Annotated in this window: 19 protein-coding genes and 1 pseudogene; 10 read left to right on the top strand and 10 right to left on the bottom strand. The window is 60.1% G+C overall.

The genetic code is table 11. From position 1 onward, the window contains the following. Positions 1-21 precede the first annotated feature (21 nt). Positions 22-1,203 (bottom strand): CaiB/BaiF CoA transferase family protein, encoded by a 1,182-nt coding sequence (locus AB5I78_RS17205; RefSeq protein WP_369303018.1) that lies wholly within the window; start codon positions 1,201-1,203, stop codon positions 22-24. 157 nt (positions 1,204-1,360) lie between these two features. Here AB5I78_RS17205 and tusD point away from each other — a divergent pair, with 157 nt between their 5' ends. The 6 genes and pseudogenes from tusD (at position 1,361) to AB5I78_RS17235 (ending at position 4,796) form a co-directional block, all read left to right on the top strand. After that, entirely contained in the window at positions 1,361-1,753 is a 393-nt protein-coding gene (tusD, locus tag AB5I78_RS17210; protein WP_145164727.1) for a sulfurtransferase complex subunit TusD, read from the top strand. 1 nt (position 1,754) lies between these two features. Further along, positions 1,755-2,105 (top strand): sulfurtransferase complex subunit TusC, encoded by a 351-nt coding sequence (tusC, locus tag AB5I78_RS17215; protein WP_369303019.1) that lies wholly within the window; start codon positions 1,755-1,757, stop codon positions 2,103-2,105. After that, a complete protein-coding gene (gene tusB / locus AB5I78_RS17220; protein ID WP_145164723.1) occupies positions 2,105-2,383 on the top strand; it encodes a sulfurtransferase complex subunit TusB in 279 nt (92 codons plus the stop codon). Before tusC ends, tusB begins: the two co-directional genes overlap by 1 nt. Beyond that, complete coding sequence (locus AB5I78_RS17225) at positions 2,380-2,715, top strand: TusE/DsrC/DsvC family sulfur relay protein (RefSeq protein WP_145164721.1); 336 nt, start codon at positions 2,380-2,382, stop codon at positions 2,713-2,715. Before tusB ends, AB5I78_RS17225 begins: the two co-directional genes overlap by 4 nt. Next, a pseudogene (locus AB5I78_RS17230) lies at positions 2,712-3,712 on the top strand (glycosyl transferase family protein). The gene AB5I78_RS17225 and the pseudogene AB5I78_RS17230 overlap by 4 nt, the downstream one beginning before the upstream one ends. An 88-nt stretch (positions 3,713-3,800) precedes the next feature. Beyond that, positions 3,801-4,796, top strand: coding sequence for a glutathione S-transferase family protein (locus AB5I78_RS17235; RefSeq protein ID WP_369303020.1), 996 nt, complete (start codon positions 3,801-3,803; stop codon positions 4,794-4,796). 190 nt (positions 4,797-4,986) lie between these two features. On the opposite strand, the gene cysG is transcribed toward AB5I78_RS17235, so the two are convergent. The 6 genes from cysG to AB5I78_RS17265 are packed head-to-tail and all read right to left on the bottom strand — an operon-like array spanning position 4,987 to position 12,488. Next, positions 4,987-6,381, bottom strand: coding sequence for a siroheme synthase CysG (cysG, locus tag AB5I78_RS17240; protein ID WP_119736257.1), 1,395 nt, complete (start codon positions 6,379-6,381; stop codon positions 4,987-4,989). Then, a complete protein-coding gene (gene serS, locus AB5I78_RS17245) occupies positions 6,382-7,662 on the bottom strand; it encodes a serine--tRNA ligase (protein WP_369303021.1) in 1,281 nt (426 codons plus the stop codon). Between the two features lie 15 nt (positions 7,663-7,677). Next, positions 7,678-8,052, bottom strand: a complete 375-nt coding sequence (crcB, locus tag AB5I78_RS17250; protein ID WP_369303022.1) for a fluoride efflux transporter CrcB — start codon at positions 8,050-8,052, stop codon at positions 7,678-7,680. Then, entirely contained in the window at positions 8,052-9,374 is a 1,323-nt protein-coding gene (locus AB5I78_RS17255) for a replication-associated recombination protein A (protein WP_106579856.1), read from the bottom strand. The genes crcB and AB5I78_RS17255 overlap by 1 nt, the downstream gene beginning before the upstream one ends. Before the next feature lie 27 nt (positions 9,375-9,401). After that, complete coding sequence (gene lolA / locus AB5I78_RS17260) at positions 9,402-10,025, bottom strand: outer membrane lipoprotein chaperone LolA (RefSeq protein WP_106579857.1); 624 nt, start codon at positions 10,023-10,025, stop codon at positions 9,402-9,404. A gap of 54 nt (positions 10,026-10,079) precedes the next feature. Beyond that, positions 10,080-12,488 (bottom strand): DNA translocase FtsK, encoded by a 2,409-nt coding sequence (locus AB5I78_RS17265; RefSeq protein ID WP_145164713.1) that lies wholly within the window; start codon positions 12,486-12,488, stop codon positions 10,080-10,082. A 499-nt stretch (positions 12,489-12,987) separates the two neighbouring features. On the opposite strand from AB5I78_RS17265, the gene aat reads away from it, so the two are divergent. The 3 genes from aat (at position 12,988) to infA (ending at position 14,751) form a co-directional block, all read left to right on the top strand. Beyond that, on the top strand, positions 12,988-13,668 hold the full coding sequence (gene aat, locus AB5I78_RS17270) for a leucyl/phenylalanyl-tRNA--protein transferase (protein ID WP_369303023.1): 681 nt from the start codon (positions 12,988-12,990) through the stop codon (positions 13,666-13,668). Between the two features lie 56 nt (positions 13,669-13,724). Next, positions 13,725-14,432: an arginyltransferase gene (locus AB5I78_RS17275; protein WP_369303024.1), complete on the top strand. Its 708-nt coding sequence runs from the start codon at positions 13,725-13,727 to the stop codon at positions 14,430-14,432. A 100-nt stretch (positions 14,433-14,532) separates the two neighbouring features. Then, a complete protein-coding gene (gene infA / locus AB5I78_RS17280) occupies positions 14,533-14,751 on the top strand; it encodes a translation initiation factor IF-1 (protein WP_002553999.1) in 219 nt (72 codons plus the stop codon). A 218-nt stretch (positions 14,752-14,969) separates the two neighbouring features. Here the strand turns inward: infA and clpA are convergent, their stop codons facing one another. Beyond that, positions 14,970-17,240, bottom strand: a complete 2,271-nt coding sequence (clpA, locus tag AB5I78_RS17285; protein ID WP_369303025.1) for an ATP-dependent Clp protease ATP-binding subunit ClpA — start codon at positions 17,238-17,240, stop codon at positions 14,970-14,972. 29 nt (positions 17,241-17,269) lie between these two features. Beyond that, positions 17,270-17,638 (bottom strand): ATP-dependent Clp protease adapter ClpS, encoded by a 369-nt coding sequence (gene clpS, locus AB5I78_RS17290; protein ID WP_005789091.1) that lies wholly within the window; start codon positions 17,636-17,638, stop codon positions 17,270-17,272. A 223-nt stretch (positions 17,639-17,861) separates the two neighbouring features. On the opposite strand from clpS, the gene cspD reads away from it, so the two are divergent. Continuing rightward, entirely contained in the window at positions 17,862-18,173 is a 312-nt protein-coding gene (gene cspD, locus AB5I78_RS17295; RefSeq protein WP_145164692.1) for a cold shock domain-containing protein CspD, read from the top strand. An 81-nt stretch (positions 18,174-18,254) separates the two neighbouring features. Here the strand turns inward: cspD and icd are convergent, their stop codons facing one another. Further along, a complete protein-coding gene (icd, locus tag AB5I78_RS17300; RefSeq protein ID WP_122729012.1) occupies positions 18,255-19,511 on the bottom strand; it encodes an NADP-dependent isocitrate dehydrogenase in 1,257 nt (418 codons plus the stop codon). Positions 19,512-19,577 lie beyond the last annotated feature (66 nt).

Here is a 19,577-nt window from a genome sequence, read left to right on the forward strand (position 1 = left end):
CCTGCGATAGCGGCCGAACAGTTAACCAATCACTTTGGCCAGCCGCAATTCTGCAATTCGTTGCGCACTGAGCCCCAGCTCTTCCAACACTTCATCCGTATGCGCCCCCACCGCCGCCCCAATATGCCGAGGCTCTGGCAACCCCTCTGAAAATTTCAACGGGCATGCGATTTGCGCCTGCGTCGAACCATCGCCGCGTGGCACTTGGCTGATCAGCGTCCGCGCCTTCAACTGCGGGTGCTCCACCGCTTCACTTAAACTCAATACAGGCTCAACACACGCATCCACCCCGGCAAACAGCTCGCACAACTGCTCAAAGCTGCGCTTTTCAAACTCGACCTGCAGCGCCAGCTTCAGGGCTTTTTGCTGTTCCGGCCTGGGCGACAGGCCCTGCGCCGCCAACTCCGGCCGCCCCAGCGCCGCGCACAGTTGCTGCATAAACGCAGGCTCCAGGCTGCCGACCGACATCCAGCGCCCGTCGCGCGTGCGGTAGTAATCATAAAAGCTGCCGCCGTTGAGTACCTGAGTCTCCCACTCCGGCTCGACCCCACAGGCCAGGTAACCCGCGCCGGCCATGGCGTTCAGGCTGAACGAACAGTCCGTCATGCTCACATCCAGGTGTTGGCCAACGCCGCTGTGCTGACGCGCTATCACCGCCGCCAGCAACCCGACCACCGCGTGCAGCGAACCACCGGCCACATCCGCCAATTGCACGCCCAGCGGCAGTGGCCCGCTGTCCTGGCGCCCGGTGTGGCTGGCAATGCCGGCCAGCGCCAGGTAATTGATATCGTGCCCGGCGCGGTCCTTATAGGGGCCAGTCTGGCCATAGCCGGTGATCGATACGTAGATCAACCTGGGGTTGATCGCCTTGAGCGCCGCATAACCCAATCCCAAACGCTCCATTACGCCGGGGCGAAACTGCTCAAGAACGATGTCGTAGTCCTTGACCAGCCCACGCACGATCTCCAGCGCCTCAGCCTGCTTGAGGTCCAGCGCCAGGCTGCGCTTATTGCGATTGAGGTAGGCGTGGCTGGCCGATGTGCCTTGATCATGCGGTGGCAGGACGCGCAACAGATCCACGCGCGTAGGCGATTCGATCCGCAGCACCTCGGCGCCCATGTCCGCGAGCATCAAGGATGCGAACGGGCCAGGTAGCAAGGTGGAAAAATCCAGCACTTTGAGGGACGCCAAGGGACCTGACATGGAGACTCCATTTCGGTTTCGAATGCCCACAGCGTAGGCAGGCTTGATCCTACCGGCAATCGTCAGAACGATCAGCGAGGGTGACCGTTTTGATCACGGCGGGCTTTTTCGACGCGGCGGCTTTATCATTGGCCCACGTTTGCTTGCAGAGTGTTCCATGAAGTTCGCAATTGCGCTGTTTTCCGCCGCCCACGCGCCCTCCTCGCGCCGCGCCTTGCTGTTTGCCCAAGCGGCGATTGCCGGTGGGCATGAAATAGTGCGGCTGTTTTTTTATCAGGACGGCGTGTACAGCGCCTCCAGCAACATCGTCGCGCCCCAGGATGAGCAAGATATTGCCCGGCAATGGCGCGAATTTGTCAGCGCGCACCAGCTGGACGGCGTGGTATGCATTGCCGCCGCCTTGCGCCGTGGCGTGCTCAATAGCGAAGAAGCCACGCGCTATCAACGCAGCGCGGTGAACCTGGATGCGCCGTGGGCCTTGTCGGGCCTTGGGCAATTGCACGATGCCGCCCAGGCCGCCGACCGCCTGATTTGTTTTGGAGGGCCGTGACATGTCCAGATCCTTATTGGTAATCAGCCGCCAGGCGCCGTGGTCCGGGCCAAGCGCGCGCGAAGCCCTGGATATTGTGCTGGCCGGCGGTGCGTTCGACTTGCCGATCGGCCTGCTGTTTATGGACGACGGCGTGTTTCAACTGGCGCCGCAGCAAAACGCCAACGCCGTGCAGCAAAAGGATTTGAGCGCCAACCTGCAGGCGTTGGGCCTGTTTGGCATTGATGACGTGTTCGCCTGCGGCCACAGCCTGGCCGAACGCGGGCTCACAGCCCCTGCCAGCGCCCAGGCACTGAGCAACGACGCTATTTGCAACTTGATTGACCGTTACGACCAGGTGATTACCCTCTGATGTCGACTTTACATGTGGTGTCTCATTCACCGTTTACCGATAGCCGCCTCGCCAGTTGCCTGCGCGTGTGCGGCAGTGCGGACGCGATTCTGCTGTGCGGCGACGGCGCCTACGGCCTGCACAACGCGGCGCTGCAAACCAGAGGCGTGAAGGTTTTTGTACTGGCCGAAGACATGCAGGCGCGCAACCTGCCGCTACCGGACTGGGCCGACAGCGTGGACTACCCGGGTTTTGTGCAGCTGTCCATCGACTACGACAAGGTCAACAGCTGGCTATGAACACCCTGACCGTAGGCGAACGCACCCTCGAATTGGACAAGGACGGCTACCTCGTCGACCTCAATGACTGGTCTGCAGAGGTCGCCAACGCGCTGGCCGCCGCCGAGCCCCTGGAATTGACCGCCGCCCATTGGGAAATCCTCGAACTGCTGCGCGGGTTCTATGAAGAGTTCCAGCTGTCCCCGGCCACGCGCCCACTGATCAAGTACACCGCCTTGAAGCTGGGACCGGAAAAGGGCAACAGCCTGCACCTCAACACACTGTTCAACGGCACTCCCGCCAAACTCGCCGCCAAGTTGGCGGGCCTGCCCAGGCCGACGAATTGCTTATGACCGACTTTGCCCCGCTGACCTTTGAAACCCCTGCCGAGCACCCGTTTGCGCAGTTCGTGCGCATCCTGGGCAAAGGTAAGCGCGGCGCGCGCAACCTCACCCGTGAGGAAGCCCGCGAAGCCATGGGCATGCTGCTCGACGAGAAGGTCGAGGACACCCAGCTCGGCGCCTTCCTGATGTTGCTGCGCCACAAGGAAGAAAGCCCGGAAGAGCTCGCAGGTTTCACCCAAGCCGTGCGCGAACGCCTGAGCGCGCCGGCGCTGAAGGTGGATGTCGACTGGCCAACCTACGCCGGTAAAAAACGCCACCTGCCGTGGTATTTGCTGGCAGCCAAGTGCCTGGCGCAAAACGGAGTGCGCATTCTTATGCACGGCGGCGGTGCGCACACCGCCGGCCGGTTGTACACCGAGCAATTGCTGGAAGGTTTACAGATCCCGTTGTGCCGTAACTGGCAGCAGGTCGAAACGGCGCTCGAACACGGCAACCTCGCGTTTATCCCCCTGGGCGACTGGGCACCACAACTGCAACGCATGATCGACCTGCGCAACACCTTGGGCCTGCGCTCGCCGATCCACTCGCTGGCGCGCCTGCTCAACCCGCTGAATGCGCGCTGCGGCCTGCAAAGCATTTTCCATCCGGTTACCAGGGTGTGCACCGCGATGCCAGCGGCCTGCTTGGCGACAATGTAATCGTGGTCAAGGGCGATGGCGGCGAAGTCGAGATCAACCCGGACACCATCAGTCACCTGTATGGCACCACCGGCGGCCAAAGCTGGGATGAAGAATGGCCCGCCCTCTCCGCCCAACGCCACGTCAAACCCGCCAGCCTGGAACCTGAACACTTGAAAGCCGTGTGGCGGGGTGACGCTCAAGACAGTTACCCGCAACTGGCGCTGATCGCGACCATGGCCCTGGCATTACGCGGCATCGGCCATCCGCGAGAGCAGGCGTTCGCATTGGCCCAGCAATACTGGGACGCGCGGGACAAATCGATTTAATCGATCATTCCCCCGCAGTCTTTGCGCTTTTAGTTCGAACTCATCCCTTTACACTGGCCTCCAACGCTTATTAGCCGAGGAGCCAGTCATGGGTTTGCTGATCGAAGGACACTGGAAAGACCAGTGGTACGAAAGTAGCGCAGACGGCGCTTTCCAGCGCGAGCAAGCACAGCGCCGCAATTGGGTGACCGCCGACGGTGAGCCCGGCCCGAGTGGCGAAGGTGGCTTCAAGGCCGAAGCCGGTCGCTACCACCTGTATGTTTCTCTCGCCTGCCCCTGGGCGCATCGCACGCTGATCCTGCGCAAGCTCAAGGGCCTGGAAAGCCTGATCGAGGTGTCCGTGGTCAGTTGGTTGATGCTGGAAAACGGCTGGACCTTCGACAAGGCCCACGGCTCTACCGGCGACAAGCTCGACGATTTTGCCTACATGCATCAGCGCTACACCGCCGACACCGCCGACTACACTGGCCGCGTGACCGTGCCGGTGCTGTGGGACAAGCAGCTCAAGCGCATCGTCAGTAATGAGTCGGCGGAGATCATCCGCATGTTCAACAGCGCGTTCAACCACCTGACCGGCAACACGCTGGACTTCTATCCCGAGGGGCTTCGCCAGACGATTGACGCGCTGAACGAGCGCATCTATCCCGCGGTGAACAACGGCGTGTACCGCGCAGGCTTCGCCACCTCGCAAAAGGCTTATGAAAGCGCGTTTGACGATGTGTTTGCCGAACTGGACCACCTGGAGCAGCACTTGGGTAAGCACCGCTACTTGGCCGGCGAATACCTGACCGAAGCCGATGTGCGGCTGTTCACCACGCTGATTCGCTTTGATGCGGTGTATTACAGCCACTTCAAATGCAACCTGCGGCGGATTGCCGATTATCCGAATTTGTCGAACTGGCTAAGGGAGATGTATCAGTGGCCAGGCGTGGCCGAGACGGTGGATTTTGCGCATATCAAGGGGCATTACTACGCGAGCCATCGCACCATCAATCCGACGGGGATTGTGCCGAAAGGGCCGTTGCAGAGTTTTGATGCCGGGCATGATCGCGAGCGGCTGAGCGGTAAGGCCGTCTGGAACTGACACCGCCTCTTCCGGTAGCGATTGGGCTTTCGTGGCGAGCGGGCTTGCCCCGCGTTGGGCTGCGCAGCAGCCCCAGTAAAAACACCGCGTTCTGCCAAGCAAACCGCGGTGTTGGCTTTAGGGCTGCTGCGCAGCCCAACGCGGGGCAAGCCCGCTCGCCACACTCAAATCACGCACTCCAAGGGCGGTGTCAGACCTGGGATTGTGCGCCTTCGAACCACTTCAGCTTTTCGCGCAACACCACCACTTCACCAACGATCACCAGTGTTGGCGCATGCACTTCATGCTCCGCCACCATGCGCGGCAAATCCGCCAGGGTGCCGGTGAAGACACGCTGGTTGGAGGTGGTGCCCTGCTGGATCAACGCCGCCGGCGTATCCGCCGAGCGCCCATGCTTGATCAGCTGCTCGCAGATGATCGGCAAGCCGATCAAGCCCATGTAAAACACCAAGGTTTGCGAGGGGCCAACGAGGTCATGCCAAGGCAGGTCCGAGGTGCCGTTTTTCAAATGCCCGGTGATAAACCGCACCGACTGCGCATAGTCGCGATGGGTCAGCGGAATCCCCGCATACGCCGCGCAACCACTGGCTGCCGTGATACCCGGCACCACCTGAAACGGAATGCCGTGGGCCGCCAACTCCTCGATCTCTTCGCCACCACGGCCAAAGATGAACGGATCGCCACCCTTGAGACGCAGCACACGCTTGCCTTGCTTGGCCAAGTCCACCAATTGCTGGTTGATCTGGTCCTGCGGCACGGCGTGGTCGGCGCGACGCTTGCCGACGTAAACACGTTCGGCATCGCGACGGCACAGTTCAAGAATGGCCGGCGCCACCAAGCGGTCGTACAGCACCACGTCGGCTTGCTGCATCAGGCGCAAGGCGCGGAAGGTCAGCAGGTCCGGATCACCCGGGCCTGCGCCCACCAGGTAAACTTCGCCTGGCGCATGCGGCGGTTTCCCGTTGACCTTTTCGATCAGCAGGCGCTCGGCTTCATCGCCCTGCCCGGCCAACTGGCGGTCGGCAATCGGGCCCTGGAAAACTTCTTCCCAGAACGCGCGACGCTGCTGCACATCCGGATACAAACCTTTGACCTGGGCACGAAAACGCGCCGCCAACCCGGCCAATTGGCCATAGGTGGACGGAATCCAGGTTTCCAGCTTGGCGCGGATCAGGCGTGCCAGCACCGGCGCATCGCCGCCACTGGACACTGCAATCACCAAGGGCGAACGGTCGACAATCGCCGGGAAGATCACGCTGCACAAGGCTGGCGCGTCCACCACGTTGACCGGCACGCAGCGACGCTTGGCATCACTGGATACTTGCGCGTTCAGCGGCTCGTCGTCGGTCGCGGCGATGATCAGGGTGCAACCGTCGAGGTCGGGCTCCTGATAACCGCGCAAAATCAGTTCCCCGCCACTGCCCAGTACCAGTTCACGCAACTGGTCTTCGATCTGGGGAGCAACCACCCGCAACAACGCACCGGCGTCGGCCAGCAGCCGGGATTTGCGCAAGGCAATCTCCCCGCCACCGACGACCAACACACGACTGCCGCGCAGGTTATGAAACAGCGGCAGAAATTCCATTTAGTCGATGACCTCAACGCCCGCCATGTAAGGCTTGAGCACTTCAGGCACACGAATCGAACCGTCAGCCTGCTGGTAGTTTTCCAACACGGCTACGAGCGTACGGCCGACGGCCAGACCCGAACCGTTGAGGGTGTGCACCAGCTCCGGCTTGCCGGTTTCCGGGTTGCGGAAACGCGCCTGCATGCGACGGGCCTGGAAATCACCGCAGTTGGAGCACGACGAAATCTCGCGGTATTTGTCCTGGCTCGGCACCCACACTTCGAGGTCGTAGGTCTTCACAGCACTGAACCCCATGTCGCCGGTGCACAGCGCCAAGACGCGGTACGGCAGCTCCAGCAGTTGCAGCACGCGCTCGGCGTTGGCGGTCAGGCCTTCCAGGGCTTCCATCGAGGTCGACGGCTCGACCACTTGCACCATCTCGACTTTGTCGAACTGGTGCTGGCGGATCATGCCGCGGGTATCGCGCCCCGAAGCACCGGCTTCACTACGAAAGCACGGGCTGTGAGCCACGAACTTGATCGGCAGCTGCTTGGCGTCGAGGATCTCGCCGGCGACGATGTTGGTCAGCGACACTTCGGCCGTCGGGATCAGGTACAGGTCGGCTTCGCCGTCGCGGCTGATCTTGAACAGGTCTTCTTCGAATTTCGGCAGCTGGCTGGTGCCCATCAGCGCCGGCGCCTGCACCAGGTACGGGGTGTAGGCCTCTTCGTAGCCGTGCTCGGCGGTGTGCAGGTTGATCATGAACTGCGCCAGGGCGCGGTGCATGCGCGCGATCGGGCCGCGCAGCAAGGCAAAGCGTGCGCCGGACATTTTGGCGGCGGTTTCAAAATCCAGGCCACCGGTCAGCTCGCCGAGTGCAACGTGGTCCTTGATCTCGAAATCAAAGACCTTGGGCGTGCCCCAGCGGCGCACCTCGACGTTGCCGTCTTCGTCTTCGCCAATCGGCACCGATTCGTGCGGCAGGTTGGGGATGCCCAGCAGGATCGAGTCCAGCTCGCTCTGAATGCCTTCCAGCTCGACTTTGCCGTCGGACAGCTCAGTGCCCATACGCTCGACGTCTGCCATCAGCGGCGCAATGTCTTCACCGCGCCGCTTGGCCTGACCGATGGATTTGGAACGTGCATTGCGCTCAGCCTGCAGTGCTTCGGTGCGGGTCTGGACGGTCTTGCGCTGTTCTTCCAGCGCTTCGATGCGCGCAACATCCAAGGCAAAGCCACGGGATGCCAAGCGGTCCGCTACGTCCTGAAGGTTGCTACGTAACAGTTTGGAATCGAGCATGTCGGTCTCTCGTTATCAAAGTTTGGTCAAGGACAGGCCAGCCCAGGTGGCGAGCAGCCCGCCGAACACGCTGATACCCAAGTAGCCGAAGGCAACCAGGCCTTGCCCGCTTTCCAGCAGGCGCAGCGTATCCAGTGAAAAGGATGAAAAGGTCGTCAGACCGCCTACAAAGCCGACAATCAAGCCGGCGCGAATCTCAATCGGCACTTCCGGGCGCAACAGGAACCAGCCGTACAACAGCCCGATGATCAAGCAACCCACCAGGTTGACCGCCAGGGTCGCCGCATAAAAATGCTTGGGCCAATTGGCGCTCACCCAGGTACCGGTGGCGAAACGCAATAATGTACCAGCGATGCCGGCTACGGACACGGCAAGAATGGTCTTGAGCACTACTTTCTCCGCTGTTTGGGGCTGAGGCGATCGAGTTGGGCGAGGTGATTGAGCTTTTCACCAATCTTCAGCTCCAGCCCACGGGGCACCGGCTGGTAGAACGGCTGCGGCTCAAGCTCATCGGGAAAATAATCTTCACCGGCGGCATAGGCGTCCGGCTCGTCATGGGCATAGCGGTATTCGTCGCCGTAGCCCAATTGCTTCATCAGCTTGGTCGGGGCGTTGCGCAGGTGCAAGGGCACTTCCAGCGAGCCGTGTTCGGCCGCGGCGCGCAGGGCCGACTTGAAGCCCATGTACACGGCGTTGCTCTTGGGTGCGCACGCCAAGTAAGTGATGGCCTGCGCGACCGCCAACTCGCCTTCCGGGCTGCCGAGGCGTTCCTGCACTTCCCAGGCGGCGAGGCACAGGCTCAGCGCGCGCGGGTCGGCATTGCCGATGTCTTCGCTGGCCATGCGCACCACACGGCGCGCCAGGTACAACGGGTCGCAGCCGCCGTCGATCATGCGCGCAAACCAGTACAGCGCGCCGTCGGGGTTGGAGCCGCGTACGGATTTGTGCAGCGCCGAGATCTGGTCGTAGAAGGCTTCGCCGCCCTTGTCGAAGCGCCGGCGGGTGTCGCCCAGCAGGCTTTGCAGGAGGTCGACGCCGATCTCGCTGTGGTCTTCGGCCAGATCCGACGCGTTTTCCAGCAGGTTGAGAAACCGACGACCGTCGCCATCGGCGGCGCTCATCAAAATCTTGAAGCCTTCGTCGCTGAGGCTGAGCTGGCGCTTGCCCAGGCCCTTGTCTTCGCTCAATGCACGCTGCAACAGCTTGCGCATCGCCGCTTCGTCCAGGCTCTTGAGCACATAGACCCGAGCCCGCGACAGCAGCGCGTTGTTGAGTTCAAACGACGGGTTTTCGGTGGTGGCGCCGATAAAAATCAGCGTGCCGTCCTCCACATACGGCAAAAACGCATCCTGCTGCGACTTGTTGAAGCGGTGCACCTCATCAACGAACAGGATGGTGCGCTTGCCGTATTGCCCGGCCTGCTGCTTGGCCACCTCAACCGCCTGGCGGATCTCCTTGACCCCCGCCAACACCGCCGAAACCGTTTCGAAGTGCGCATCCGAGACCTTCGCCAGCAAGCGCGCCAGGGTGGTTTTACCCACGCCTGGCGGCCCCCAGAAAATCATCGAGTGCAGCGCACCCTGCTCCAGAGCTTCGCGCAATGGCTTGCCGCGAGCGAGCAGGTGTTCTTGCCCGACGTACTCGTCCAGGTTGGTCGAACGCAAACGCGCGGCCAAGGGTTGAGCAATCGGGTCACTTCGAAACAAATCCATGGGCAGCGCTTGAAACCTCTAAACAGTTTATTCCTGGATCACGTCGGCACCCTTGGGGATGACGAACTTGAACTTGGAGGCATCGACAACGCCGTTGGCCTTGACCGCGGAGAACAGGATATCGGTACGCTGACCAACGCTGTCGATCAGGCGCATGTTGTTGATCACGCCATTGCCAAACGACAGCTGCAGGCTGTCGAACAACGTGTCCTTGGACTTAGGCTTGAGGGTGAACTCAATCACGTTGCTGGTTTGCTTGGAGGTGATATCGAAACTGTCGCTGATTTTCGACACATCGCCCGACAGCAGCAGCGCCGGCGTCTGATTCAGGCGCGGGTCGAGCTTTTTGATGGTCGCCTGCTCCAGGTCCGGGTCCCACAAGGTGACTTTCTGGCCGTCGGAGACGATGGTCTGCTCGTTCGGCGCGTCGGTTTTCCAGTAAAACAGGCCCGGGCGCTGCACGGCCATTTCACCGGCGGTTTCCTGCAACTGGGTGCCGCCGCCATCCAGGGTCAGCTGGGAGAAGCGCGCCGTCAGGGTCTTGGATTTGTCCAACAGGTTGGTCAGGCTGGCCACGGAGGCCGGATCAGCGTGGGCCGAAACAGCAGTCAGGGCCAGGGCCGGCAACAACAGCATGCGGATAAGACGCATGGGAGTCCTCATTGAGTCGTTAAGGCGGGCCGCGTGCTGCCACGCGGCACGAGATCAGTCGCGCATCTGCCCGGGGGCGATGACTTCGCGCGAGCCGTTGGTGTTCATTGCGGTCACGACGCCAGCGTTTTCCATGGCTTCGATCATGCGGGCGGCGCGGTTGTAGCCGATTTTCAGTTTGCGCTGTACCGCAGAGATCGAGGCACGGCGGCTTTCAAGCACGAACGCCACGGCCTCGTCGTACAACGCGTCGGTTTCGGCGTCGTCGTCACCACCGCTGCTGCCACCGTCGAAGCCGCTGCCGGCCTCTTCGACACCGGCGAGGATGTCGTCGTTGTATTCCGGCGCGCCGCGCAGTTTCCAGGCTTCCACCACGCGGTGTACTTCGTCATCGGAAACGAACGCGCCGTGAACCCGGATCGGCAGGCTGGTGCCGGGCGGCATGTAGAGCATGTCACCGTGACCCAACAGTTGCTCGGCGCCGCCCTGGTCGATGATGGTGCGCGAGTCGATCTTGCTGGAAACCTGGAACGCCATCCGCGTCGGGATGTTGGCCTTGATCAGACCCGTGATCACGTCCACCGATGGCCGCTGGGTCGCCAGGATCAAGTGAATGCCGGCAGCCCGGGCTTTCTGGGCGATACGTGCGATCAGCTCTTCAACCTTCTTGCCGACGATCATCATCATGTCGGCAAATTCGTCGACCACAACCACGATGGTCGGCAGCTTGGTCAGCAGCGGCGCTTCGTCATGGATATTTTCGCGCTTGTACAACGGGTCGGTCAGCGGCGTGCCGGCGTCCTGGGCTTCCTTGACCTTGGCGTTGAAGCCCGACAGGTTTCGTACGCCCATCTTCGCCATCAGCTTGTAGCGGCGCTCCATCTCGGCCACGCTCCAGCGCAAGGCGTTGGCGGCGTCCTTCATGTCGGTGACCACCGGGCAGAGCAGGTGCGGAATGCCTTCGTAGATCGACAATTCCAACATCTTCGGGTCGATCATGATCAGCTTGGCGTCATCCGGGCCGGACTTGAACAGGATCGACAGGATCATCGCGTTCACGCCTACCGACTTACCGGAACCGGTGGTACCGGCAACCAGCAAGTGCGGCATTTTCGCCAGGTCGGTGATCACCGGCTTGCCGCCGATGTCATGGCCCAGGGCCAGGGTGACCGGCGATTTGAAGTTGTCGTATTCCGGCGTCGACAGCACTTCGGAGAAGCGCACGATCTGCCGGTCTTCATTGGGAATCTCGATGCCCACGGTGGTCTTGCCGGGGATCACTTCCACCACCCGCACGCTGGTCACAGCCAGGGAGCGGGCCAGGTCTTTGGCCAGGTTGGAAATGCGGCTGACCTTGACGCCGGCGGCGGGCTGGATTTCGTAACGGGTAATAACCGGGCCCGGGTGGATCGAGTCGACGGAAACTTCGACGCCGAATTCCTTGAGTTTGATTTCCAGCAGATGGCCGACGGCCGCCAGGGATTCCGGGGAATAATTGAGTTGTTTCTTTTCGGCCGGGTCGAGAATCGAGATCGGCGGCAAGGTGCCTTCCACGGCGCTGTCGATAAACAACGGGGCCTGTTTCTCTTTCTGTACGCGATGGCTCGGCTCGGGAGCTTTCGGCGGCGCCGGGGCAATCACCGGCGGCACCTGCTTCTCGCGGTCCGACATGTGCTTGCTCAGGGCCTGCTCGCGCTCGATCAGGCGCTCCTTGACCTTGGCCTGCTCGCGTCGGTCCGGCGTGGTCGGGGCCACGACCTCATTGACGCGGGTATCCACCTCACGCAGCTGCGCCACCATGCGCTTGCGATCAACACGCGCCGACCACCAGCGGTTGGCCGCACCCTGGAACAATTCGAGCAGGTCGAGGGTGATCTTGCCGGTGACGTCCATCACCTTGAACCACGACAGGTCGGTGAATACCGTCAGGCCGAACAGGAACAGCGCGATAAACATCAAGGTGCTGCCCTGGATATTCAGGCTCTTGCGCGCCAGGTCGCCAAGGCTCTCGCCCAGCGCACCGCCCGCGCCCGCCGGCAAACCGGTAGGCGCATGAAAGTGGATATGCGCCAGGGCCGCACCGGACAGCACCAGAAACACCAGGCCGATCAAGCGCCAGGAGAACAGCCAGCCGCTCCACTGCCACGGCTCGTGGCGCTGGCGGAAGATCTGCCAGGTCTTGATCGCCAGCAACAGCGGGAAGATGTACGCGAAGTAACCCAGCACCATGAACAGAATGTCGGCGCTGTAGGAACCGGCAGGCCCACCGAAGTTCTGCACGTCTTCGATCTTGCTGTTGTGGCTCCAGCCCGGATCGTCCTTGCCATAGGTCAGCAAGGCCATCATCAGGAACAGGCACAGGGCGCCGATGGCGATCAGCGCTCCTTCCTTGAGTCGGTAGTGCAGGTGCTGGCGCCAGGCCGGCACGACTGCTGCTTTAGGTGTTGCGGCGGATTTCTTCAAAACGGGTCTTTTCCTGCGCCTTTAGCGCGTCCATCTGTTGAATGACTGCACACTACCGCTCAATCCGAGCGGCTGAAAAATGAACGAACGTCGCTGAATCTACTTTTAACACTGGGTGATGAAAGGGTGAAATGGCGATAACGCCACAATGGCCGCATTGTACGGGTTTGCGCCCGCGATGCCACGCCCTTGCCGATCACTGAGCAGCATAGACAAATGAAGTGTCACAGCATGTTCAATTTGAGCATGCATTGTCTTTGCTGACAAAGGCTTATGAGCTGTTTTTAGCAATCCAGGCAAGCTTGGCAAATGGCCTGCATTGCCTGGACCCGATTACGACCGCGCCTCGGGCACAGAGTTGCAGAAACACGCGCTCACGCTAATCCTCGTCGATCCCCGATTCGGGCTGGCCCCACAGCGCTGTGTCGACAATAATCACCCCTGCTGCGGCAGGCGACTCGTCTGCCACTCCCCCTCCCCTTCCGTAAGCCTGAATGCCATGCTGACCTGGTTGCAACGCGACTCCCTGACTTTTCCGCCGCTGGCCAAGGCCATGCGCGAACCCAATGGCCTGCTTGCCGCCGGCGGCGACTTGTCGGCCGAACGCCTGATCGAGGCTTACCGCCATGGCTGCTTTCCATGGTTCTCGCAAGGCCAGCCGATTCTTTGGTGGTCACCAGACCCGCGCACCGTGATATTCCCCGACGAACTGCATGTCTCGCGCAGCCTCGACAAACTGCTGCGCCAGCAGCGTTATAGCGTGACGTTCGACCAGGACTTCGCTGCCGTCATCCAGGCGTGCGCCGCACCGCGCAGCTACGCCGATGGCACGTGGATCACCGAGGGCATCCAGAGCGCCTACCTGGCGCTGCACCAGCGCGGCTACGCGCACTCGGTGGAAGTGTGGGATGACGGCGAACTGGTTGGCGGTCTGTATGGGCTGGCGATGGGCCAATTGTTCTTTGGCGAATCCATGTTCAGCCGTGCCGACAACGCGTCGAAATTCGGTTTCGCTACCCTGACCCGGCAGTTGCAGGCCTGGGGTTTTGTGTTGATCGACTGCCAGATGCCCAATGATCACCTGCACAGCCTTGGCGCGCGCGCCATACCGCGCAGTGATTTCGCGGCCTTCCTGCGCAACCATTTGGACCAACCCAGCTCTGGACCGTGGGTTTCCTAGGCGACTTTCTCGCACCTGGCTTACACTTATTTCAAAGCTTATCCCGAGGGTTGATCATGACCGAGCTGGCGCGCTTGAAGTTTTATGCCACTCAAGCCCACTCTTGCAGCTATCTGCCCGACGAGCAGGCCACCACGCTGTTCCTCGACCCCAGCCAGCCAATGGACGTGCACGTATACGCCGACCTGTCAGAGATGGGTTTTCGGCGCAGCGGCGATCACCTGTACCGCCCCCATTGCCAGAACTGCAATGCTTGCGTGCCGGCACGCATCCCGGCTACGCAGTTTTTGCCGGACCGTAACCAGAAACGTATCCTCAAGCGCAATGCCGACCTGACGGTGACCGCCACCAAGCCTCAGTACAGCGAAGAATATTTCGATCTCTACCAGCGCTACATCGAACAACGCCATGCCGACGGCGATATGTTCCCACCCAGTCGCGATCAGTTTTCGACATTCCTGGTGCGCGACCTGCCGTTTTCTCGGTTCTATGAGTTTCGCCTGGACGGACGCCTGCTGGCGGTGGCCGTGACCGATCTGCTGCCCAACGGCCTGTCCGCGGTGTACACGTTCTACGAGCCAAGCGAAGAACGTCGCAGCCTGGGACGCTTTGCAATTCTGTGGCAAATCGGTGAAGCCTTGCGCCTGGAACTGGAGGCGGTGTACCTCGGTTACTGGATAAAAAACTGCAAAAAGATGAACTACAAGACCCAATATCGGCCGATTGAGCTACTTATTAATCAAAGATGGGTCACGCTTAACTAGAACCCCTTGGCTTAAACACCCTTTTTCGGGCACAATGCACGCCGCTTTTGCCTGGCGCAGTTGCACCGGGCCATTCACTGGATACCGAGGGCTTTACTGCATGTCGAAAGAAGACAGCTTCGAAATGGAAGGCACTGTCGTCGACACCCTGCCCAACACCATGTTTCGTGTGGAGTTGGAAAATGGGCACGTCGTAACCGCGCATATCTCCGGCAAGATGCGCAAGAACTACATTCGTATTCTTACCGGTGACAAGGTGCGCGTCGAGCTGACGCCCTATGACTTGAGCAAAGGGCGCATCACTTACCGCGCTCGTTAATCAAGTCAATACAAAACGCCCGGTTCTGCCGGGCGTTTTTGTGTGTGCGATTAATAAAGGAGTTGCTTGCCTGGCGATAGCGGTATGACAGTAAGCGCGTCGCTCACTGATCCATCCAATCGCAGGCAAGCCAGCTCCCACAGTTGATCTTCAGTGTTTGAGACAGACAGCAAAAAGGCGCCCTTGGGCGCCTTTTTGCTTTGTTGCGGTCAGCGATATCAGGCCATTTCGGCCGTGGTTTCGAAATCGAAGGTCAGCTCGCCGCCCTTCAGATCGATATGCACCACGCCACCATGGTCGGAGAGCTCGCCGAACAGGATCTCTTCGGCCAGTGGCCGCTTGATCTTGTCCTGGATCAGACGTGCCATTGGGCGAGCGCCCATTGCCGCGTCGTAACCACCCTCCGCCAACCAATTGCGCGCCGCGTCCGTTACGTCCAGCTGCACGCGCTTGTCTTCCAACTGCGCTTGAAGCTCGGTAAGGAACTTGTCCACCACGCTTTTGATGACCTCATGGCTGAGGCGACCAAACTGGATAATGGTGTCCAGGCGGTTGCGGAACTCCGGCGTGAAGCTTTTCTTGATCACTTCCATTGCATCAGAGGAGTGATCCTGATGCGTAAAGCCGATCGAAGCCCGGGCGGCGGTTTCAGCACCGGCGTTGGTGGTCATGATCACGATCACGTTGCGGAAGTCCGCCTTGCGCCCGTTGTTATCAGTCAGGGTCCCGTGGTCCATGACCTGCAGCAGCAGGTTGAAGACTTCCGGGTGGGCCTTCTCGATTTCATCGAGCAGCAACACGCAATGCGGCTGCTTGGTGATTGCTTCGGTCAACAGACCGCCCTGGTCGAAACCGACGTAGCCCGGAGGCGCACCGATCAGGCGCGACACCGTGTGGCGCTCCATGTATTCGGACATATCAAAGCGCACCAGTTCAATACCCATGGCCTTGGCCAACTGCCGCGCCGCCTCGGTCTTGCCGACGCCGGTAGGGCCTGCGAACAGGAACGAACCGACGGGCTTGTCCGGCGACTTGAGGCCCGCGCGCGACAGCTTGATCGCGGTGGACAGCGAGTCGATGGCCGCATCCTGACCGAACACGGTGAGCTTGAGGTCACGCTCCAGGTTACGCAGCAGTTCCTTGTCGGAACTGGTGACGTGTTTTGGCGGAATCCGCGCGATCTTCGCCACGATGTCCTCGACCTGAGGCACGTCGATGCGCTTCACGCGCTTCTCGACGGGTTGCAGGCGCTGGTAGGCACCCGCCTCATCGATGACGTCGATAGCCTTGTCCGGCATATGCCGGTCATTGATGTAGCGTGACGCCAGCTCGGCCGCTGCGCGCAACGCCTCATCGGTGTACTCGATGCCATGGTGCGCTTCGAAACGCCCCTTGAGCCCACGCAGGATGCCGATGGTGTCTTCAACCGAAGGCTCGGACACGTCGACTTTCTGGAAGCGACGCGCCAAGGCGCGGTCTTTCTCGAAGATCCCGCGAAATTCCTGGAAGGTGGTCGAACCGATGCAGCGGATATCACCCGACGACAGCAACGGCTTGAGCAGGTTGGAGGCGTCCATCACCCCACCGGAAGCCGCACCGGCACCAATGATGGTGTGGATCTCATCGATAAACAGGATCGCCTGCGGGCGCTTTTTCAGCTCACCGAGCAGCGCCTTGAAGCGCTTCTCGAAGTCGCCACGGTACTTGGTCCCGGCGAGCAATGCGCCCAGGTCAAGGGAGTAGACGACACTGTTGGCCAGCAGGTCAGGCACCTGGTTATCGACAATACGTTTGGCCAGGCCTTCAGCAATCGCGGTTTTACCCACGCCCGCCTCGCCCACCAGCAATGGGTTGTTTTTGCGACGACGCGCGAGGATCTGCGCTACGCGCTCAACTTCAAGCTCGCGACCCACCAGCGGATCGATCCGCCCCTGGCGCGCCAACTCGTTGAGGTTGCTGGCATAGGCATCCAGCGGGTTGCTTGAAGAAGAAGACTCACCGCCCTCGTCGTCCTGCATATCCTGCTCACCCTCGGAATGATCGCCGTGCCCTGGCACTTTGGAGATACCGTGGGCGATGTAGTTGACGACATCAATACGCGCAACGCTCTGCTGCTTGAGCAGAAACACTGCCTGGCTTTCCTGTTCGCTGAAGATAGCCACAAGCACATTGGCGCCTGTGACTTCACGCTTGCCGGAGCTCTGGACGTGGAATACCGCACGCTGCAAGACCCGCTGGAAGCCCAGGGTTGGCTGGGTTTCGCGGTCCTCGTCATGCACGGGGATCAGTGGCGTAGTGGAGTCGATAAACTCCTGCAGGTCATGCTTGAGTTTGTCGAGGTTGGCGCCGCACGCACGTAGCACGGTAGCGGCAGCTTCGTTATCCAAAAGTGCCAGCAGCAGGTGCTCGACGGTCATGAATTCATGACGCTTCGAACGGGCCTCCTTGAAGGCAAGATTGAGGGTGACTTCGAGCTCGCGGTTTAACATAGCTTCACCTCATACCCAAGTGGTCGGCGTTAACCGTCCTTCTCGATTTCACAGAGTAGCGGATGCTGGCTTTCCCTGGCGTACTGGTTGACCTGCATGGCCTTTGTCTCGGCGATGTCGCGGGTAAACACTCCACATACTGCCCGTCCTTCTGTGTGAACGGCCAGCATTACCTTGGTCGCCAACTCGCGGTTCAGGTTAAAAAACACCTCGAGCACTTCGACCACGAAATCCATCGGTGTGTAGTCATCATTGAACAAAACCACCTTGTACATCGGCGGCGCCTGTAAGGCAGGCTTCGCTTCCTGAACAGCAATGCCCGCAGAACCGTCGTCGTCATGTTCCTGATCCGGGCGATCCTGATTGAATGTTAGTCGAATCTGGCTGTTTGCATGCATGGAAAGAAAGGTTCGTCAGTGGTTCAAGTACAGTGATGGGGGCGACCTGTCAGAATTTCAACTCTGACCCAATGGTCGCCTTGACTATCGGCGAATCAGTGTTACAACCAATAGAGCCCACAGTGGGTAAAAAAGGTCCGCGCAGTCAACCTTATTTATTCGGGTTAGGACGGATAAACTGGATGATACTCCAGTGATGGAGTCTGGTGCAGAGGGATATGGTATGTCTGGCGTCAAGATCAATGGCAAGGTCAAATGGTTTAACAATGCCAAAGGCTACGGTTTCATAAATGCAGAAGGAAAACCCGAAGAAGATCTCTTTGCGCATTATTCAGCGATTACCATGGACGGGTACAAGACGCTGAAAGCGGGCCAAGCAGTGACATTTGAAACCATTCAGGGGCCCAAGGGACTGCACGCGGTTGCAATCTCGGCGGCCGAGGCGCAAACAGAGGCGCAACCACCTGAAGAAATGCACGAAAAGAAGCTCAAGACAGATCAGCCCACTCAATCAAAGAAGAAGCAAACGGCCTGATCAGTTTTTTCAGTAAGTGCCCCACAAAAAAAACCGGCCATTCCGAGACTTCAGAATGGCCGGTTTTTTATGGCCCGTGATTTACATATGCGAAATCAGCGCATCACCAAAACCCGATGACGACACCAGCTTGGCGCCGTCCATCAAGCGCTCGAAGTCATAGGTCACGGTCTTGGCCGAAATCGCGCCATTGGTGCCCTTGATGATCAAGTCGGCGGCTTCGGTCCAGCCCATATGGCGCAGCATCATTTCCGCCGACAGGATCAATGAACCCGGGTTGACCTGATCCTTGCCCGCATACTTGGGCGCCGTGCCATGGGTGGCTTCGAACATCGCCACGGTATCGGACAGGTTGGCCCCCGGCGCAATACCAATCCCCCCCACCTCCGCCGCCAGGGCGTCGGAAAGGTAGTCACCGTTCAGGTTGAGGGTCGCGATCACGTCATATTCGGCCGGACGCAGCAGAATTTGCTGAAGCATGGCATCGGCAATGGCGTCCTTGACCACCACGTTCTTGCCGGTTTTAGGATTTTTGAACTGCATCCACGGCCCACCGTCGAGCAGCGTCGCACCAAATTCCTCAGCCGCCACTTCGTAGGCCCACTCCTTGAAGGCGCCCTCGGTGAACTTCATGATGTTGCCTTTGTGCACAATGGTCAGCGAATCACGGTCGTTATCCACCACATATTGCAGGGCCTTACGCGCCAGACGTTTGGTGCCCTCTTTGGAGACCGGCTTGACGCCAATCCCGCAGTCCTGGTCAAAGCGGATCTTGGTGACGCCCATTTCTTCCTTGAGAAACTTGATCACCTTGATCGCTTCAGGCGAGCCGGCCTTCCACTCGATGCCGGCGTAAATATCCTCGGAGTTCTCACGAAAGATCGTCATATCGACATCGCCAGGCTTTTTGACCGGGCTGGGCACACCTTCAAACCAGCGCACCGGGCGCAGGCACACATACAGGTCGAGTTGTTGACGCAGGGCCACGTTCAACGAACGAATGCCACCGCCGACCGGCGTGGTCAGGGGCCCCTTGATGGAGACCACGTAATCCTTGACCGCATCCAGGGTTTCCTGGGGCAGCCAGGTGTCCTGATCGTAGACTTGAGTCGCTTTCTCGCCCGCGTAAACCTCCATCCAAGAGATTTTGCGCTTGCCGCCGTAAGCCTTTTCAACAGCGGCATCGACCACCTTGATCATCACCGGGCTGATGTCGACGCCAATACCGTCGCCTTCTATATAAGGGATGATCGGTTGGTCAGGAACATTGAGAGAATGGTCTGCATTGACGGTGATTTTGTCGCCGACTGCCGGAACCTGAATCTTCTTGTATCCCATGCTGAACTCCATCTATGGATTGAACATCTGGCTGCGTTCGAGCCTACTCCAGATATATGGCGACTG

The organism is Pseudomonas sp. N2-3-1-14, from assembly GCF_041228395.1.
Classification (GTDB): Bacteria; Pseudomonadota; Gammaproteobacteria; order Pseudomonadales; family Pseudomonadaceae; genus Aquipseudomonas.

What these genes read in the sequence shown, in the direction of transcription:
- AB5I78_RS17205 (WP_369303018.1), bottom strand. Translation starts at nt 1,203, where the DNA reads ATGTCAGGTCCCTTGGCGTCCCTCAAAGTGCTGGATTTTTCCACCTTG.
- tusD (WP_145164727.1), top strand. Translation starts at nt 1,361, where the DNA reads ATGAAGTTCGCAATTGCGCTGTTTTCCGCCGCCCACGCGCCCTCCTCG.
- tusC (WP_369303019.1), top strand. Translation starts at nt 1,755, where the DNA reads ATGTCCAGATCCTTATTGGTAATCAGCCGCCAGGCGCCGTGGTCCGGG.
- tusB (WP_145164723.1), top strand. Translation starts at nt 2,105, where the DNA reads ATGTCGACTTTACATGTGGTGTCTCATTCACCGTTTACCGATAGCCGC.
- AB5I78_RS17225 (WP_145164721.1), top strand. Translation starts at nt 2,380, where the DNA reads ATGAACACCCTGACCGTAGGCGAACGCACCCTCGAATTGGACAAGGAC.
- AB5I78_RS17235 (WP_369303020.1), top strand. Translation starts at nt 3,801, where the DNA reads ATGGGTTTGCTGATCGAAGGACACTGGAAAGACCAGTGGTACGAAAGT.
- cysG (WP_119736257.1), bottom strand. Translation starts at nt 6,381, where the DNA reads ATGGAATTTCTGCCGCTGTTTCATAACCTGCGCGGCAGTCGTGTGTTG.
- serS (WP_369303021.1), bottom strand. Translation starts at nt 7,662, where the DNA reads ATGCTCGATTCCAAACTGTTACGTAGCAACCTTCAGGACGTAGCGGAC.
- AB5I78_RS17255 (WP_106579856.1), bottom strand. Translation starts at nt 9,374, where the DNA reads ATGGATTTGTTTCGAAGTGACCCGATTGCTCAACCCTTGGCCGCGCGT.
- lolA (WP_106579857.1), bottom strand. Translation starts at nt 10,025, where the DNA reads ATGCGTCTTATCCGCATGCTGTTGTTGCCGGCCCTGGCCCTGACTGCT.
- aat (WP_369303023.1), top strand. Translation starts at nt 12,988, where the DNA reads ATGCTGACCTGGTTGCAACGCGACTCCCTGACTTTTCCGCCGCTGGCC.
- AB5I78_RS17275 (WP_369303024.1), top strand. Translation starts at nt 13,725, where the DNA reads ATGACCGAGCTGGCGCGCTTGAAGTTTTATGCCACTCAAGCCCACTCT.
- infA (WP_002553999.1), top strand. Translation starts at nt 14,533, where the DNA reads ATGTCGAAAGAAGACAGCTTCGAAATGGAAGGCACTGTCGTCGACACC.
- clpA (WP_369303025.1), bottom strand. Translation starts at nt 17,240, where the DNA reads ATGTTAAACCGCGAGCTCGAAGTCACCCTCAATCTTGCCTTCAAGGAG.
- clpS (WP_005789091.1), bottom strand. Translation starts at nt 17,638, where the DNA reads ATGCATGCAAACAGCCAGATTCGACTAACATTCAATCAGGATCGCCCG.
- cspD (WP_145164692.1), top strand. Translation starts at nt 17,862, where the DNA reads ATGTCTGGCGTCAAGATCAATGGCAAGGTCAAATGGTTTAACAATGCC.
- icd (WP_122729012.1), bottom strand. Translation starts at nt 19,511, where the DNA reads ATGGGATACAAGAAGATTCAGGTTCCGGCAGTCGGCGACAAAATCACC.